Below are 17123 nucleotides of genomic sequence, written 5' to 3' on the forward strand. Positions count from 1 at the left end.
AATGAAGGAAAAGTGCCCCGGGTGGGATTCGAACCCACGCTGTCGGTGGTTTGAGCACCGTGTCTCTACCGCTGGACTACCGAGGCTTCCTGTAAAACAGAGGTTGACGGTCACCCGCCGTGCCCCCACCTTATCGCAGCTAGGTACGCTCTTGTCAGCAGTACCGCCTGCCCCGGAACAAGGAGCGCCCACGTGACCGCCCCCGAGTCGCCCCAGCCCGCCGACGTGACCGACGACGACCAGTCGCACGTTCCTCCGCTGACGACCCGTGTCGTCATCGCCGAGGACGAGGCGCTCATCCGGCTGGATCTCAAAGAGATGCTGGAGGAGGAGGGGTACTCCGTCGTCGGCGAGGCCGGTGACGGTGAGCAGGCCGTCGAGCTGGCCCGGGAGCACCGGCCCGACCTCGTGATCCTGGACGTGAAGATGCCCAAGCTGGACGGCATCTCCGCGGCCGAGAAGATCGCCGAGGAGTCCATCGCGCCGGTGCTGATGCTGACCGCCTTCTCGCAGCGCGACCTGGTGGAGCGGGCCCGGGACGCCGGGGCGATGGCGTACCTGGTGAAGCCGTTCAGCAAGAGCGACGTGGTGCCGGCGATCGAGATGGCCGTCTCGCGGTTCACCGAGTTGAAGGCGCTGGAGAAGGAGGTCGCCGACCTCAGCCTGCGCCTGGAGACCCGCAAGCTGGTGGACCGTGCCAAGTCGGTGCTGCAGACGGAGTACGGGCTGACCGAGCCGGCCGCCTTCCGGTGGATCCAGAAGACCTCGATGGACCGGCGGATGTCGATGCAGCAGGTGGCCGAGGCGGTCATCCAGGATGCCGAGGAGAAGAAGGCGTCCAAGGGCTGAGGCTTTGATGTGCGCGTGAGGCCCGCGTCCCTGGGGGGCGCGGGCCTCAGCCGTGTGTACGGTCCGCCGGTGGTGTCAGTCCTCGCCGAGGTAGGCCTTGCGGACCGACTCGTCGTGGAGGAGGTCCCGGCCGCTGCCGGACAGGACGATGTTGCCGACCTCCATGACGTGGCCGTGGTCGGCCAGGGAGAGGGCGGCTTGGGCGTTCTGCTCGACGAGCAGGATGGTGGTGCCCTGGGACTTCAGTTCGGCGATGGTCGCCATGATCTTCTGCATCATGATCGGCGAGAGGCCCATGGAGGGTTCGTCGAGCATGAGCAGCTTGGGCTGGGACATCAGGGCGCGGCCCATGGCGAGCATCTGCTGCTCGCCGCCGGAGAGGGTGCCGGCGGCCTGCTTGCGGCGTTCCCCGAGGATGGGGAAGAGGTCGTAGGCGTGCTGGATGTCCTTGTCGATGCCGGCGCGGTCGCTGCGGAGGAAGGCGCCGAGGCGCAGGTTGTCCTCGATCGTCATGCGCGGGAAGATGTGCCGGCCCTCGGGTGAGTGGGCGAGGCCCAGTGAGACGATCTGGTGGGCGGGGACTTTCTTGAGGGACTTGCCGCCGAATTTTATCTGGCCGCCGACCGGCTTGAGCAGCCCGGACAGGGTGCGCAGGGTCGTGGTCTTGCCGGCGCCGTTGGTGCCGATGAGGGTGACGACTTCGCCGGCGTCGACCTTGAAGGAGATGCCCTTGACGGCTTCGATCTTGCCGTAGGCGACGCGGAGGTCCTCGACCTCGAGCAGTGCGGTCATCGGTCGTTCTCCTTGCCGGCCGCGGTGTCCGTGGTGGTGTCGGCTTCGGCGGTCTCCGTGGCTTCGGCGGTTTCCGCGGCTTGTGCCTGGTCGGCTTCGGCGGCCTCCACCTCGGCGGTCTCTGCGGCGCCGGGGTCGTCGGCGAGGGGTTCGCCGAGGTAGGCGGCGACGACGCGTTCGTCGCCCTGCACCGTGGCGCTGTCGCCCTCGACGAGCTTTTCGCCCTGGACGAGGACGGCGACGCGGTCGCAGAGGTTGAAGATGAAGCGCATGTCGTGCTCGATGACGAGGACGGCGATGCCTTTGTCGCGGATGGCGAAGACGAGTTCTTCGGTGGCTCGGGTCTCCTGGGGGTGCATGCCGGCCGTCGGCTCGTCCAGGAGCAGTAGTCCCGGTTCGCTGGCCAGTGCGCGGGCGATCTCCAGCTTGCGCTGTTCGCCGTAGGGGAGGTTGCGGGCGAGGTGGTCGGCCTTGGGTGCGAGTCCGACGAACTCCAGGAGTTCCAGGGCGCGCTCCCGGGACTCCTTCTCCGCACGGTGGAAGCCGGGGCCGCGGAGGACGGCTGACCAGAAGCCTTCCTTGGTCCGGGTGTGGCGGCCGACGAGGACGTTTTCCAGGACCGTCATGTTGGCGAACAGCCGGATGTTCTGGAAGGTGCGGGCGATGCCTGCGGCGGTCACTTTGAAGGATTTGGCGGGCAGTACCTGGTTCTTGTAGCGGACCTCGCCCTCGGTCGGGATGTAGAGGCCGGTCAGGCAGTTGAAGAAGGTCGTCTTGCCGGCGCCGTTGGGGCCGATCAGGCCGACGATCTCGCCGCTGTTCACGGTGAGGTTCACGCCGTTGACGGCGGTCAGTCCGCCGAAGCGCATCGTGACACCGCGTGCGTCGAGGATGGTGGTGCCGGGGGCGGGGGCGCCCGGTGCGGTGTCCTTGGTGGTGGTGTCGGTGGTCATGGTGGTCAGGCCCCTGTCTTGCTCAGGACTGCGGGCGCTTCGTCCTCTTCGTGGAACTCCAGCTTTCGGCGCCGGTTGGCGATGAGACCTTCCGGGCGGAAGCGCATCAGCAGGACCAGCGCGAGTCCGAAGGCGAAGAGCTGGTAGTCGTCGAGGAACTGGAGCTTGTTGGGAATGAGGAAGAGCAGCGAGGCGCCGATGAGGGGGCCGGCGATGGTGCCCATGCCGCCCAGTACGACCGCGGCGAGCAGGAAGGCCGAGTTGGGTGGGGTGGTGCCGGCGAAGAGGTACTGCTCGGGGGTGACGGTGTAGGTGACGTGTGCCTGGACGGTGCCGGCGAGTCCGGCGAGTGAGGCGCCGACGGCGAAGGCGATGAGTTTGACGCGGAAGCCGTTGATGCCCATGGCGAGGGCGGCGGTCTCGTCCTCGCGGATGGCGACCCAGGCGCGGCCGATGCGGGAGTCGCCGCTGCGTCGGAAGACGAGGACGACGACGGCCGTGATGATGAGCATCAGCAGGAAGTAGTTGGCGAACCGGCCGAGGGTGAAGCCGCCGATGTCGTGCGTGATCCCGAGGTCGAAGCCGAGGATCTTGAGGTCGGGGATGGACGAGATGCCGTTGGAGCCGTTGGTGACGTCGGGGCCCGAGGTGCCGTCCAGGTTGTTGGCGGTGATCCGGAAGATCTCGCCGAAGCCGAGGGTCACGATGGCGAGGTAGTCGCCGCGCAGTCGCAGGGTGGGGGCGCCGATGAGGACGCCGAAGACGAGGGAGGCGGCGGCGCCGACGAGGACGGCGCCCCAGAAGGGGAGGTGCAGGTCGAACGGGGAGCTGGGGGAGCCGGAGACCATGGAGGCGGCGTAGGCGCCGACGCCGAGGAAGGCGACGTAGCCGAGGTCGAGCAGTCCGGCGAGGCCGACGACGATGTTCAGGCCGAGGGCGACCGTGGCGAAGATGAGGATGTAGACGCCGATGGTGGCGTACTGGTCGTCGGACTGGGTGAAGGGGAAGCAGGCGGCCGCGAGGAAGGCGCCGCAGATGGTGATGTTCTGGTGGCGTGCGGTGATCTGCGCGGCCTGGGCGATCAGGCCGGCCTTGTTGAGGGCGGCGAAGCCGAAGCCGGCGGTGATGAGGAAGCCGACGAAGAGTTCGTCGTACTCGGTGCCGATGCCGTAGGTGAAGACGAACAGGCCGGCGGCGAGGACGGCGACGATGATCAGGATCTCGGCGTAGGACGGCAGGGCGCGTACGGGGCGCGGGCTGCCGGAGGTGAAGGCTGCCTTGACGGTCTGCCAGTTGTGGGCGCTGTTGTGCCTGAATCGCTCCCAGCCGGTGTCGTCCGGGTCGAACGGGTCGGGTTCGGGGCGTTCGACGGGCAGGGCGAGGGAGCCGATCAGGGCGATCAGGGTGACGGCGGCCGCTAGGTAGCCGCCGGGCTCCAGGTTGACGAGGCCGCCGAGTTGGGCGCTGATCGCGATGACCGTGTACCAGGTGGTGGCGAAGGCGGCGAGGGCGGCGAACCTGAGGGCCGCGTCGGCGCCGGCGGGCACGAGCCAGCCCAGCCCCTTGACGCCGTACGACGCGAGGCCGATGAGGGTGGTGAGGGCGCCGGCGACGAGCACCAGCACCTGGAGGCCGCCCGGGTAGCCGTAGTAGGTGAGGTCGCCGGGGAACTCGGCGGTCCAGGTCCAGGCGAGGAAGGTGGAGACGACGGTGAGGACGCCGCCGCCGGTGGCGAGGGCGCGGCCGATGTGCGCGGGGATGCCGATGAGGCCGGGGTTGTCGCCGGGGGCGGGGGCGCCGGCGTTCTTCGGCGCGGTGGTCTGTGTGGTCATCGGTGTCACGCCCTGTCCGCAACGCGTTCGCCGAGCAGGCCCTGGGGCCTGAACAACAGCACGAGGATGAGGAGGATGAAGGCCCAGACGTCGGACCAGGACTGGCTGCCGAACTTGTCCAGGCCGGGGATGTCGGCGATGTAGGCGGTGGCCAGGGTCTCGGCGACGCCGAGGGTGATGCCGCCGATCATGGCGCCGTAGATGTTGCCGATGCCGCCGAGGACGGCGGCGGTGAACGCCTTGAGGCCGAGGATGAAGCCCATCTTGAAGTCGATCTGGCCGTACTTGAGGCCGTTGGCCACGGCGCCGACGGCGGCGAAGACGGCGCCGAGCGCGAACGCGACCACGATGATGCGGTCGGTGTTGATGCCCATCAGCTTGGCGGTGTCCGGGTCTTGTGCGGTGGCCTGCATGCCCCGTCCGGTGCGGGTGCGCATCACGAAGAAGCCGAGGATGGCCATGCTCACGGGGGCGGCGATGAACAGGAAGATGTCGCCGGTCTGCAGGGTGACGCTGCCGATGTGGAAGGGGCCGCCGTCGATCTGCGGGAAGGTGCGGGCCGACTTGGCCTCGGGGTACCAGGCCCACACTGCCTGCTGGAGGGCGAGGGAGAGGCCGATGGCGGTGATGAGGGGTGCGAGACGGGGTGCGCCGCGCAGGGGCCGGTAGGCGAACCGTTCCGCCCCGACGGCGACGGCGACGGAGACGACCATGGCGCCGAGGAGCATCAGGGGCAGGGCGATCAGCATGGAGGTGCCGTCGGGGAGGATGTAGATGTAGACCGTGAGCGCGCCGAAGGCGCCGGTCATGAAGATCTCGCCGTGGGCGAAGTTGATGAGCTGGACAATGCCGTAGACCATTGTGTAGCCGATGGCGATCAGCCCGTACATGGATCCCAGTAGCAGGCCGTTGACCAGCTGCTGCGGCAGTTCGTTCACCGCATGTCCTCCGAGACTTTCGGATAATCGACGGATGTGGCCGGATGCGAGTCCGCGCGGGGCGCCTGTGGAACAGCGCCCCGCGCGGCTCGTGGGCTGTGGTGCGGGTGTCCGGGGTCAGCCGGTGAAGGTGCCGGACCTCACGGAGCCCCACGCACCGTTCTCGACGGCGTACACGGTGAGCTGCTTGTTGGTGGCGTCACCGAACTCGTCGAAGGAGACCTTGCCGGTCACACCGTCGAAGGAGACGTCCTGCATGGCGTCGACGACCTTGGCCCGGGCGTCGCTGGGGAGCTTGCCGTCGTTGGCCTCCACGACCTTCTTGACGGCCTCGATGATCGCCCAGGCGGAGTCGTAGGAGTAGCCGCCGTAGGCCTCGTAGGCCTCCTTGTATCCCTCGGCCTTGTAGTTCGCGACGAATTCCTTGGCGGAGGGGAGTTCCTCCACCGGGGCGCCGACGGAGGTCGCGAGGTCGCCGTTGCCGCTGGCGCCGGCGAGCTTGATGAAGTCGGCGCTGTAGATGCCGTCGCCGCCGACCAGCGGAATCTTGGCGCCGGCGGCCTTGATCTGCTTGCTGAGCGGTCCGGCCTGCGGGTACTCGCCGCCGTAGTAGACGACGTCGGCGCCGGAGTTCTTGACCTTGGTGGCGACCGCGTTGAAGTCCTTGCTGTCCGGGTTGATGTGCTCGGTGCCGACCACCTTGCCGCCGAGCTTCTTGAACTCCTGGGTGAAGGTGGCGGCGAGGCCGGCGCCGTAGGTCTTCTTGTCGTCGATGACGAAGACCTTGCGCTTCTTGGAGTCGTTGTAGACGTACTGCGCGGCGAAGGGGCCCTGGATGGCGTCCGTGGTCGCGGTACGGAAGTACGACTTGTACGGCCGGACCTTCTTGGTCTGCCAGTCCACGCCCTGGGTGAGCGAGGGGTTGGTGTTGGCGGGGGAGACCTCGACCAGTTTGGCCGTGTCGAAGACCTTCTGCATGGACTCGCCGACCGAGGAGTTCAGCGGGCCGACGACGCCGAGGACCTTGTCGTTGGCGACGAGCTTGGTGGCGTTCTGCTGGCCGACGGAGGGCTGGCCCTGGTCGTCGAGGGCTTCGACCTTGAAGGTGATGCCTTCGACGGTCTTCTCCTTGTTGGCCGTCTTGGCCGCGAGGTCCGCCGAGTTCTTGATGCCGAGGCCGAGCGCGGACAGGTCGCCGGTCAGCGGGGCGTCGACGCCGATGACGACGGTGGTGCCACCGCCGCCGTTGCCGGAGTCCGAGCCGCCGTCGTCGTCGCGCGAGCCGCAGGCGGTGAGGGTGAGCGCTCCCGCCGCCAGAGCGGCGGTGATGGCGATGAGCGAACGTTGACGCACGATCAGTCCTTTCCCTGGCGCGGCCGCTTCCCCGTGGAGGCGGTCGAGTCGATCGCGGGGCCGAAATGACAATCCGACGGCGCGGTGACTGGCCGTGACTCTAAGCGTGTGCAGGGAAGGTGGAGGAGGGTCTGACTCAGGCTGTGACTCTCTTGTTATGACACCGGGTATTGCAGAGCGGTACTGGCTGAGAAGAAGGGCTGAATTCAGGCCGATTCGCCCTGTCCGCATGGTGAGAACCCGCAGGACCGGCGGGGCGTGTTCAGGTGTCTGGGGCGTTTTGGTGATTACCTGTAATCGTTGCTGCAGGCGACCTCGAGGGTCCGGGAGAGGTCCCGCGCATAGCGCGTGCCCAGGATGAAACTGTGCTCCTCTATTGCGCGCGCATTACGCAGCGTTACATCCAGGAAAGGGAGTCCCGGATTCCGGGGCGTTTTTTCACATTCCGTCACCCGGAGCGTGACAATGATCTTGCGGGTCGAATGCGATTTTGTCTGGAAAGGTGCCGCGGGGGAGGAGGTCGCCGACAGGCCGTCGTAGGGCTGGGTCAGTCGCGTCACGGTCACGGGCGGTCCCGACCGCACGCTGAGCAGCACCGTGAAGCTGAAGGTGTCGGCCGCGCTCCCCGGGGAGTCGGTCACGGGGGCCGCGTAGACGAGGTCGATCGCCTGGGACGGGTACGGCGGCGGGGGAGCGGGGGGTGGCTGCGGCCGGCTCGCGCAGAGGTAGCCGCCGCCCGCCAGGGCGGCGAGGGTGGCGGTGGAGGCGAGGACGGTCCGGCGGTGGCGTTCGTAGAGCAGTGCGAGCCGTCCTCGCGGCCGGGGTGGCGGCGCCTCCTGGACGCGGGTGTTCTCACCCGGTTCGACGGGGCCGATGCCGCTCACGACTGCCACGGGCCGCGGCTCGGGCCTCCGTCGCGGTACCCGTCGGTGCACGCCTGCCGGACCTGGCGGTCGATCAACTCACCGGCTGCCCGGACGCCTTGGTTCCGCTTCGCGGTCCGCGCCGCGTCCACGACCTCCCGCAGGATGTCGTACTGCCGGTTGGACAGTCCCATCGACTGATAGTCGCCGTAGGGCTCGCCGCCGTCCAGCATCTCGCGCGCCCAGTATCCGACGGCGCTCACGCACAACTGCGCGCCGGACAAGGGGCGCGGGGGCCGCGGGAGCCCGGACGACGCGGACGTGACGGGCGCGCCACGGGCGGAACCCTCCGCTCCGTCACCGGAGTCGCCGCAGCCGGCGACTGCGGCGATCCCGACGGCCGTCACCAGCGTCAGCGCCACCCGTCCCGGCCGGAGTGCCCCTCCCCGTCCCATGCCCCGACGCTATGACCCGGGACGAGCGGGGGCAACGGCCCGGGCACGGGTGCCGCGGGCCGGGCGTGCGGCGCCCGGGCGCCGACAGGACGTCTTCGGGGTGTCTGTCGGCGGGCGGACGGCCGCCTCCGGATGTCCGCCCACGGCCGGCGCGGTGCGCGGCTCGGTACGCCGCACCTCGCCCGGTGTGCCGCATGCCGCTCGGTGCGCCGCACGTCGCCCGGTGTGCCGCATGCCGCTCGGTGTGCCGCACCTCGCCCGGTGATCGCCGGTGCACCGCACGCCGCCGGCGCACCGCGCACCGCGGGCTGAGCACCGCGCCCTGAACACCAGGCGTGGTGCTCAGCCCGCGGTGCCCGCCCCGGCCCCGTCGCCGGGGTTCACGTCCCGCAGCAGGCAGGTGAGTCGGGCGGTGCACACCCGGCGGTCCTGCTCGTCGCTGATCACGACCTCGTACGTCGCCGTCGAACGCCCCCGGTGCACCGGCGTGGCCACCCCGGTGACCAGGCCGGAGCGGACCCCGCGGTGGTGGGTGCAGTTCAGGTCGACCCCGACGGCGATCTTGGAGGCGCCGCCGTGCAGCATCGAGCCGACCGACCCGAGCGTCTCGGCCAGCACGGCCGAGGCGCCGCCGTGCAGCAGTCCGTACGGCTGGGTGTTGCCCTCGACCGGCATGGTGCCGACGACCCGGTCCGCCGACGCCTCGACGATCTGGACGCCCATGCGCGTCCCCAGGTGCCCGGCGGAGAACAGTGCGGGCAGGTCGACGCCGAGCGCGGCGTACTCGTCGATGACCTCCTGCGGGAACTGCACCTGCTGCTGCTCGCCCATGGCCGGCTCCGTTTCGTCGATCCGTCTGTCTGCAGGGCGGCCGGTCGCGGTGACCGGTCGGCCGCCTGGTCAGGCTTGACCTCGCTGAGCGAACGCTCAGTCGGTCGCCGATTGTTCCAGACGGACGACCACGGACTTGCTGGCCGGGGTGTTACTGGTGTCCGCGGTGGCGTCCAGCGGCACCAGGACGTTGGTCTCCGGGTAGTACGCCGCCGCGCAGCCCCGGGCCGTCGGGTAGTGCACGACGCGGAAGCCGGGCGCCCGCCGCTCCACCCCGTCCCGCCACTCGCTCACCAGGTCGACGTACGAGCCGTCCGCGACGTCCAGCTTCCGGGCGTCCTCCGGATTGACCAAGACGACGCGGCGGCCGTTCCTGATGCCCCGGTACCGGTCGTCCAGGCCGTAGATCGTGGTGTTGTACTGGTCGTGCGAGCGCAGCGTCTGCAGCAGCAGCCGCCCCTCGGGCAGCTCGGGGAACTCGACCGGCGCGGCGGTGAAGTTGGCCTTGCCCGTGGCCGTCGGGAAACGGCGCTCGTCGCGCGGGGCGTGCGGCAGGGCGAACCCGCCGGGACGCGCCACGCGCGCGTTGAAGTCTCCGAAGCCCGGCACGACCCGCCCGATGCGGTCGCGGATCGTCGCGTAGTCCTTCTCGAACTCCTCCCACGGCGTGCGGCTCTCCTCGCCCAGCACCCGCCGCGCCAGCCGGCACACGATCGCGGGTTCGGACAGCAGCTGCCGGCTCGCGGGCTCCAGCCGGCCCCGGGAGGCGTGCACCATGCCCATGGAGTCCTCGACGGTCACGAACTGCTCGCCGCCCCCCTGGACGTCGCGTTCGGTGCGGCCCAGCGTCGGCAGGATCAGCGCCCGCGCGCCCGTGACCGCGTGCGAGCGGTTCAGCTTCGTCGACACGTGCACGGTGAGCCGCGCGCGGCGCACGGCCGCCTCGGTGACCTCCGTGTCGGGGGAGGCGGAGACGAAGTTGCCGCCCATGGCGAAGAACACCTTCGCCTCGCCGTCGCGCAGTGCGCGGATGGCCCGTACGACGTCGTAGCCGTGCTCGCGCGGCGGTGCGAAGCCGAACTCCTTCTCCAGGGCGTCCAGGAACGCGGGCGCGGGCCGTTCGAAGATGCCCATCGTGCGGTCGCCCTGCACGTTCGAGTGGCCGCGCACCGGGCACACGCCCGCGCCGGGGCGGCCGATGTTGCCGCGCAGCAGCAGGAAGTTGACCACCTCGCGGATGGTGGGCACCGAGTGCTTGTGCTGCGTCAGGCCCATCGCCCAGCACACGATGGTGCGCTCGGAGGCGAGCACCATGCGCAGTGCTTCCTCGATCTCCGCGCGCGTGAGACCGGTCGCCGCGAGCGTCTCGTCCCAGTCGGCGGCGCGGGCGGCCGCGGCGAAATCCTCGTAGCCGTGCGTGTGTTCCGCGACGAAGGTCTCGTCGACCGCGCCCTCCGTCTCGAGGACCAGTTTGTTGAGGAGCCGGAACAGCGCCTGGTCGCCGCCGAGGCGGATCTGCAGGAACAGGTCGGTGAGGGAGGCGCCCGCGGTGAGCCCCTTGGGGGTCTGCGGGTTCTTGAAGCGTTCGAGTCCGGCCTCGGGCAGCGGATTGACGCTGATGATCTTCGCGCCGTTCGCCTTGGCCTTCTCCAGGGCCGAGAGCATCCGCGGGTGGTTGGTGCCCGGGTTCTGGCCCGCCACGATGATCAGGTCCGACTTGTAGAGGTCCTCCAGCAGGACGCTGCCCTTGCCGACGCCGATGGTCTCGGACAGGGCCGAGCCGGACGACTCGTGGCACATGTTGGAGCAGTCCGGCAGGTTGTTGGTGCCCAGCTCACGCGCGAAGAGCTGGTAGAGGAACGCCGCCTCGTTGCTGGTGCGCCCCGAGGTGTAGAAGACGGCCTCGTCCGGCGAGTCCAGCGCGGCGATCTCCTCCGCGACGATGTCGAAGGCGCGTTCCCAGGTGACCGGCTCGTAGTGCTCACCGCCCTCCGGCAGGTACACCGGGTGCGTCAGCCGGCCCTGCTGGCCCAGCCAGTAGCCGCTGCGGGTGGCGAGGTCGGCGGCGGGGTGCGCGGCGAAGAACTCCGGGGTGACCCGGCGCAGGGTGGCCTCCTCGGCCACGGCCTTCGCGCCGTTCTCGCAGAACTCCGCCTTGTGCCGGTGGTCGCCCTCCGGCCAGGCGCAGCCCGGGCAGTCGAAGCCGTCCTTCTGATTGACACGCAGGAGCGTCAGCGCCGTCCGCTTCACCCCCATCTGCCGCTGTGCGACCCGCAGGGTGTGGCCGATCGCCGGGATACCCGCCGCCGCATGCTGGGGCTCCGTGACCTGCGGCGCGTCCTGAACCGGATCACCCTTGGGCGGCTTGGTCGCCATCGCGCGCTCCTTCGCTTACGCGTTGTGAAGTACGTCTCCGATCCTCGCACGCGCCGACGGCAGCGAGGCCGCTCGGGGCGGGGCAGGGCCGGCACGCTGTGGTTGCGCCGCCGGAACGAGCGCTGGCTGCTGCCGCCGGGCGGGAGAACGCCCCGAAGGGGCGCGGGGCTGTGCTCGATGTGCGGCTCCGCCGCGTGGGCGCGACCAGCCGCAGCACCCGCCGACGGATCGCGCGCCGGTGCCACAGGCGATCCCGGCACCGACTGTCAGTGGCACATGGCAGGATCGGGGTCGTGGCGAAGACAGCATCGAAGAAGACCGACAGCACCTCCGGCGGCCGACCGCGGCTGATGCTCATGGACGGGCACTCCCTGGCGTACCGCGCGTTCTTCGCGCTGCCCGCGGAGAACTTCACGACCGCGACGGGCCAGCCGACCAACGCGATCTACGGCTTCGCGTCGATGCTGGCCAACACCCTGCGTGACGAGGCGCCCACGCATTTCGCGGTGGCGTTCGACGTCTCCCGCAAGACCTGGCGGTCCGAGGAGTTCACCGAGTACAAGGCGAACCGCTCCAAGACCCCGGACGAGTTCAAGGGGCAGGTCGAGCTGATCGGCGAGCTGCTCGACTCCATGCACGTGCCCCGCTTCGCCGTCGAGGGCTTCGAGGCGGACGACGTCATCGCCACCCTCGCCACCCAGGCCGAGGCCGAGGGCTTCGACGTGCTGATCGTCACCGGCGACCGGGACTCGTTCCAGCTGGTGAGCGAGCACACCACGGTCCTGTATCCGACCAAGGGCGTCTCCGAGCTGACCCGCTTCACGCCGGAGAAGGTCTTCGAGAAGTACGGACTGACCCCCGCCCAGTACCCCGACTTCGCGGCGCTGCGCGGCGACCCGTCCGACAACCTGCCCGGCATCCCGGGCGTCGGCGAGAAGACGGCCGCGAAGTGGATCAACCAGTTCGGGTCCTTCGCGGAGCTGGTCGAGCGCGTCGACGAGGTCAAGGGCAAGGCCGGGCAGAATCTGCGCGACCACCTGGAGTCCGTCAAGCTCAACCGCCGGCTCACCGAGCTGGAGCGGCGCGTCGAGCTGCCGAAGACGGTCACCGACCTGGAGCGGACGGCGTACGACCGCAAGGGCGTCGCGGTGATCCTGGACACCCTGGAGATCCGCAACCCCTCCCTGCGCGAGCGGCTCTACGCCGTCGACCCGGGCGCCGAGGAGGCCGAGGCCGCCCCGGTGGTCGCGGACGGCGTGCAGCTGGACGGCACGGTGCTGGGCACCGGTGAGCTGGCCGGCTGGCTCGCCGAGCACGGAGACCGGCCGCTCGGCGTCGCGACGGTCGACACCTGGGCCCTGGGGACCGGCTCGGTCACCGAGGTCGCGCTGGCCGCGGCCGACGGGAAGGCCGCCTGGTTCGACCCGACCGAGACCGACGAGGCCGACGAGACGGCGTTGCGGACCTGGCTCGCCGACCCGGACCGGCCGAAGGTCCTGCACAACGCCAAGGGCGCCATGCGCGTCTTCGCCGAGCACGGCTGGAGCGTCGCCGGCGTGGACATGGACACCGCGCTGGCCGCCTACCTGGTCAAGCCGGGCCGCCGCTCCTTCGACCTGGACGCGCTGTCCCTGGAGTACCTGCACCGCGAGCTGGCCCCCGCCGCCGCGGCCGACGGACAGCTCGCCTTCGGCGCGGACGAGGGCGCCGAGGCCGAGGCGCTGATGGTGCAGGCCCGAGCCGTCCTCGACCTGGGCGATGCCTTCGAGGGCCGCCTGGCCGACGTCGGCGCCGCCGACCTGCTGCGCGACATGGAGCTGCCCACGTCCGCGCTGCTCGCCCGCATGGAGCGGCACGGCATCGCGGCCGACCGGGAGCACCTCCAGGCCATGGAGCAGATGTTCGCGGGAGCGGTCCAGCAGGCGGTGAAGGAGGCACACGCGGCGGCCGGACGGGAATTCAACCTGGGCTCGCCCAAGCAGCTCCAGGAGGTCCTCTTCGGCGAGTTGAACCTGCCGAAGACCAAGAAGACCAAGACCGGCTACACCACCGACGCCGACGCCCTGGCCTGGCTCGCCGCCCAGACGGACAACGAGCTGCCGGTGATCATGCTCCGCCACCGTGAGCAGGCCAAGCTGCGGGTCACGGTGGAGGGCCTGATCAAGACGATCGCCGCGGACGGCCGCATCCACACCACGTTCAACCAGACGGTCGCCGCGACCGGTCGCCTCTCCTCCACGGACCCGAACCTGCAGAACATCCCGGTCCGCACCGACGAGGGTCGCGCCATCCGCCGCGGCTTCGTGGTCGGCGAGGGCTTCGAGTCGCTGATGACGGCCGACTACAGCCAGATCGAGCTGCGGGTGATGGCCCACCTGTCCGAGGACGCGGGCCTGATCGAGGCGTTCACCTCCGGCGAGGACCTGCACACCACCGCGGCGGCCCAGGTCTTCTCCGTCGAGCGGTCGGCCGTGGACGCGGAGATGCGCCGCAAGATCAAGGCCATGTCCTACGGGCTGGCGTACGGCCTGTCCGCCTTCGGCCTCTCCCAGCAGCTCAACATCGAGGCGGCCGAGGCCCGCGGCCTGATGGACGCCTACTTCGAACGCTTCGGCGGCGTACGCGACTACCTGCGCCGGGTCGTCGACGAGGCCCGGGCCACCGGCTACACGGCCACCCTCTTCGGCCGCCGCCGCTATCTGCCCGACCTCAACAGCGACAACCGTCAGCGCCGCGAGGCGGCCGAGCGCATGGCGCTGAACGCGCCGATCCAGGGCACGGCGGCCGACATCGTCAAGATCGCCATGCTCAACGTGGACAAGGCACTGAACGAGGCCGGCCTCGCCTCGCGCATGCTCCTCCAGGTCCACGACGAAATCGTCCTGGAGATCGCACCCGGCGAGCGCGCCGAGGCAGAGGAACTGGTCCGCCGCGAAATGGCCAACGCGGTACAGCTCAGGGTCCCCCTGGGCGTCTCGGTGGGCGCGGGCCGCGACTGGGAATCAGCAGCACACTGACTCTCCGCTGCGGCTGCGGCTGCGGCTGCGGCTGTCGCTGCGGCGCGGGCTGCAGGTTGCCCCGGTCGCGGGCAGCCGCCATGCCGCCGTCGCCGTCGCTGCGGGCAGTCGTGCCGCTGGGGCGGCACGGATGGGCGCTGGGGGTACCTCCCAGGCCGTTCAGGCACTGGGGGAGGCACCCCGCAACGCGGGTTGCGCCCCCGCCCCCCGCCCGCCCCGTGCCGGCCACCCCGTAGCGCCGGGTGGGCACCCGCCCCGCCCCGCCCGGGCCGGCCGTCTCGTCGGCCCCGGTCGCGCACCCTGCCCCGCCCGGGCCGGCCACGCAGGCGCTCCCGGAGCACACGCACCCCGCCCCGTCCGCGCATCCCACAGCCCGCGCCGGGCAGAGAGCACCCCGTTCCACCCGCCCGCCCGTCCCCATCACTCCGGTGGCCCCCGAGGAAACGCCCCGACCCCGCTCTCCCTCCAGGATGCGGGCATGGGTATACGCATGCTCCACCACCGGACGACACCGGCACGGGCACGCACAGACGGACCCGCCCGCGTGCCACTCCTCCCGGTCCCGGTCTTCGCGCCGGGCGCAAGTACCGGCCGCACCCCCGCCACCCTCACGACGGTCCTGCACCGCACCGCGAAGGTGCTCCGCGGCAGACTCGTCCCCCGGGCCACCGGGACCGCCGTCCCGCACGAGACACCCGCCTGGCACCTGTGGGCCGACCTGGCCCGCGGCTACCTCGCGCTGGCGCTCACCCTGCTGCCCCGGCCCCGCCCCGCCCGCACGTTCACCGTGTTCGTCGCGAGCGCCGACCCCCTGGGCACACGACCCGGAGGCCCGGCTCCGTACTGACACCCCCGGAGCCACGGCGGCCGTGTGACGGAGGGCGAGCGCCACCACGATTCCTCATATGAGCAAGTGGTGAATATCGGGCACGAACGGGTGCCCGTGCAAAGCAAGTTGTCGTAGGGTCGCCTGCGGCCCCGTACGGGTCGGACGGACGAGGACGCGTGGGCGTTCAGGGGAGGGGTTCACTCTATGGCGGCGCATTTCGACAGGAGGCTCCGCAAGGCGGCGGTCACCACCACCGTCGCGGCGGTCGCGGTCGCGGCCCTGTCCGCGTCCCAGGCCCCCGACGTGACGGCCGACGGCAACGGCAGACAGACCGCTTCCGACAACGTGCCGACGTCCGACACGCCCGCCGCGGACAGCGCCACCGGCAACTCGCCCTACTACACCGACCTGCCGCCGCTCAACAGCCCCAGCCCGGCCCCGACCACGGGCACTCCCACGTCCCCGGGCTCGTCCGAGGCCGGCATCCCCGCGACCGTCCTCGACGCCTACAAGAAGGCCGAGTCGGAGCTGCGCCGTGCCAAGCCCGGCTGCAACCTGCCCTGGCAACTGCTCGCCGCCATCGGCAAGGTGGAGTCCGGTCAGGCCCGCGGCGGCCGCGTCGACGCCAACGGCACCACGATCGGCAGGATCATCGGCCCGCAGCTCGACGGCAACGGCTTCGCGCTCATCAAGGACACGGACAACGGTGTCTACGACGGCAACAGCAGTTACGACAACGCCGTCGGACCCATGCAGTTCATCCCGTCCACCTGGGCGTGGGCGGGCCGCGACGGCAACGGCGACGGCAAGGAAGACCCCAACAACGTCTACGACGCCGCGCTCGCCGCCGGCCACTACCTGTGCCGCTACGACTGGGACCTGTCCGACCAGGCCGACCTCAACCGCGCGATCCTCAGCTACAACAACTCGCAGGACTACCTGAACACGGTCCTGTCGTGGCTGGAGCACTATCGCAAGGGCACCCGCGAGATCCCGGACGGCACCGGCAGCCTTCCGGTCGGCCGCAGCGACGACACCAACGCGGGCGCCAGCCCCTCGCCGGGCCGCACGGGCGCGAACACCGGATCCCAGGCCCCGAGCACCCCGAGCACCCCGAGCAGCCCGAGCCCGAGCAAGCCGCCGGCCTCGGAGACGCCCACCAAGCCGGGGAGCCCGAGCACCAAGCCGCCGACGGACCCGGCGCCGCCGACCGAGACCCCCGCCCCGACACCCACGCCGACGCCCACCGACACCGTTCACCATCTGGAGAACGCCGGCACCACGGGCCTCACCGCGACCGCGGGCGACGCCTTCGCCGAGAAGATCAGCACCCGCGCCGAGACCAAGGCCGGCGACGCCGTCGGCAAGGTGCGCATCCGCTTCACCGTCCTGGGCGACACGGACGCCACCTTCACCGGTGGCGAGAAGGTCGCCGCGGTCACCACCAACGCCTCCGGCGTGGCCGTGGCGCCCGCGCTGGTGGCGGGCGAGCAGACCGGTGCGTTCACCGTCCGCGCCACCGTGGTCGGCCGTACCGTCCCGGGCCTCGACTACAAGGCCACCGTCACCGAGCGCGTCGCCGACACCCTCACCAGCACCGGTCCGAAGGAGCTGACGTGCACGCCGGGCGGCGAGTTCGCCGACCAGGTGGAGGTGAAGGCCACGCTCAAGGGCGCCGTCGCGGACAAGGTCGCCGTCACCGCCACCCTCGTCAAGTCGGACGCCGACCCGGCCGAGAACGACAAGGGCCCCTACTTCAAGGACGCCGACGGCAAGGCCGTCCGCACCCTGACCGGCCGGCAGACCGACGCCGAGGGCCTGCTGCGGCTGCCGAAGCTGTACGCCGACGACACCGAGGGCACCTACATCCTCCGGCTCACCACGCCGGGCGGCGCCACCCTCGACATCACCCTGAAGGTGGCCGAGCCGGCCGAACCGACACCGGAGCCGTCCACCGACCCGTCGACGGCCCCCTCGGCCCAGCCGTCGACCGAACCGACGGCGTAGGAGCCGTCCCGCCCGCACCCGGCGGGGC

Annotated in this window: 13 protein-coding genes and 1 tRNA gene; 4 read left to right on the plus strand and 10 right to left on the minus strand. The window is 70.6% G+C overall.

Features of this window, described 5'->3' with window-relative positions; translation table 11 throughout:
• Window positions 1–13: 13 nt before the first annotated feature.
• Window positions 14–86: transfer RNA gene (locus AB0P07_RS16215), tRNA-Leu, on the minus strand.
• A gap of 106 nt (window positions 87–192) precedes the next feature.
• Here AB0P07_RS16215 and AB0P07_RS16220 point away from each other — a divergent pair.
• A complete protein-coding gene (locus AB0P07_RS16220; protein ID WP_133888483.1) occupies window positions 193–849 on the plus strand; it encodes a response regulator in 657 nt (218 codons plus the stop codon).
• Window positions 850–924: 75 nt separating this feature from the next.
• Here the strand turns inward: AB0P07_RS16220 and AB0P07_RS16225 are convergent, their stop codons facing one another.
• The 9 genes from AB0P07_RS16225 to AB0P07_RS16265 all read right to left on the minus strand — a co-directional run bounded on the left by AB0P07_RS16225 (window position 925) and on the right by AB0P07_RS16265 (window position 11242).
• Complete coding sequence (locus AB0P07_RS16225) at window positions 925–1641, minus strand: ABC transporter ATP-binding protein (protein ID WP_365550729.1); 717 nt, start codon at window positions 1639–1641, stop codon at window positions 925–927.
• Window positions 1638–2594 (minus strand): ABC transporter ATP-binding protein, encoded by a 957-nt coding sequence (locus AB0P07_RS16230; protein WP_365550732.1) that lies wholly within the window; start codon window positions 2592–2594, stop codon window positions 1638–1640. Before AB0P07_RS16230 ends, AB0P07_RS16225 begins: the two co-directional genes overlap by 4 nt.
• 5 nt (window positions 2595–2599) lie before the next feature.
• Window positions 2600–4426, minus strand: coding sequence for a branched-chain amino acid ABC transporter permease (locus tag AB0P07_RS16235; protein WP_365550735.1), 1827 nt, complete (start codon window positions 4424–4426; stop codon window positions 2600–2602).
• Between the two features lie 5 nt (window positions 4427–4431).
• Entirely contained in the window at window positions 4432–5364 is a 933-nt protein-coding gene (locus tag AB0P07_RS16240) for a branched-chain amino acid ABC transporter permease (RefSeq protein ID WP_365550738.1), read from the minus strand.
• 117 nt (window positions 5365–5481) lie between these two features.
• Window positions 5482–6717, minus strand: coding sequence for a branched-chain amino acid ABC transporter substrate-binding protein (locus tag AB0P07_RS16245; protein WP_365550741.1), 1236 nt, complete (start codon window positions 6715–6717; stop codon window positions 5482–5484).
• A gap of 287 nt (window positions 6718–7004) precedes the next feature.
• Window positions 7005–7601, minus strand: coding sequence for a Tat pathway signal sequence domain protein (locus AB0P07_RS16250; protein WP_365550744.1), 597 nt, complete (start codon window positions 7599–7601; stop codon window positions 7005–7007).
• On the minus strand, window positions 7598–8035 hold the full coding sequence (locus AB0P07_RS16255) for a hypothetical protein (protein ID WP_365550747.1): 438 nt from the start codon (window positions 8033–8035) through the stop codon (window positions 7598–7600). Before AB0P07_RS16255 ends, AB0P07_RS16250 begins: the two co-directional genes overlap by 4 nt.
• A gap of 342 nt (window positions 8036–8377) precedes the next feature.
• Window positions 8378–8866: a hotdog fold thioesterase gene (locus AB0P07_RS16260; protein WP_102930581.1), complete on the minus strand. Its 489-nt coding sequence runs from the start codon at window positions 8864–8866 to the stop codon at window positions 8378–8380.
• Between the two features lie 96 nt (window positions 8867–8962).
• Window positions 8963–11242 carry an FdhF/YdeP family oxidoreductase gene (locus AB0P07_RS16265; RefSeq protein WP_365550750.1) on the minus strand — a complete coding sequence of 760 codons (2280 nt, stop codon included), beginning with the start codon at window positions 11240–11242 and terminating at the stop codon, window positions 8963–8965.
• 293 nt (window positions 11243–11535) lie between these two features.
• On the opposite strand from AB0P07_RS16265, the gene polA reads away from it, so the two are divergent.
• From polA to AB0P07_RS16280, 3 genes are all read left to right on the plus strand, one after another.
• Complete coding sequence (polA, locus tag AB0P07_RS16270) at window positions 11536–14259, plus strand: DNA polymerase I (RefSeq protein WP_365550753.1); 2724 nt, start codon at window positions 11536–11538, stop codon at window positions 14257–14259.
• Window positions 14260–14803: 544 nt separating this feature from the next.
• Window positions 14804–15106 carry a hypothetical protein gene (locus AB0P07_RS16275; protein ID WP_365550756.1) on the plus strand — a complete coding sequence of 101 codons (303 nt, stop codon included), beginning with the start codon at window positions 14804–14806 and terminating at the stop codon, window positions 15104–15106.
• Between the two features lie 186 nt (window positions 15107–15292).
• Window positions 15293–17095, plus strand: coding sequence for a lytic transglycosylase domain-containing protein (locus tag AB0P07_RS16280; protein WP_365550758.1), 1803 nt, complete (start codon window positions 15293–15295; stop codon window positions 17093–17095).
• Window positions 17096–17123 lie beyond the last annotated feature (28 nt).

It is taken from the genome of Streptomyces sp. NPDC085944 (genome assembly GCF_040686295.1).
In the GTDB taxonomy this organism is placed as follows: domain Bacteria; phylum Actinomycetota; class Actinomycetes; order Streptomycetales; family Streptomycetaceae; genus Streptomyces; species Streptomyces salinarius.

Coding starts and splice junctions, on each gene's coding strand:
- AB0P07_RS16225 (WP_365550729.1), bottom strand. CDS start 1,641: ATGACCGCACTGCTCGAGGTCGAGGACCTCCGCGTCGCCTACGGCAAG.
- AB0P07_RS16230 (WP_365550732.1), bottom strand. CDS start 2,594: ATGACCACCGACACCACCACCAAGGACACCGCACCGGGCGCCCCCGCC.
- AB0P07_RS16235 (WP_365550735.1), bottom strand. CDS start 4,426: ATGACCACACAGACCACCGCGCCGAAGAACGCCGGCGCCCCCGCCCCC.
- AB0P07_RS16255 (WP_365550747.1), bottom strand. CDS start 8,035: ATGGGACGGGGAGGGGCACTCCGGCCGGGACGGGTGGCGCTGACGCTG.
- AB0P07_RS16260 (WP_102930581.1), bottom strand. CDS start 8,866: ATGGGCGAGCAGCAGCAGGTGCAGTTCCCGCAGGAGGTCATCGACGAG.
- AB0P07_RS16265 (WP_365550750.1), bottom strand. CDS start 11,242: ATGGCGACCAAGCCGCCCAAGGGTGATCCGGTTCAGGACGCGCCGCAG.
- AB0P07_RS16280 (WP_365550758.1), top strand. CDS start 15,293: ATGGCGGCGCATTTCGACAGGAGGCTCCGCAAGGCGGCGGTCACCACC.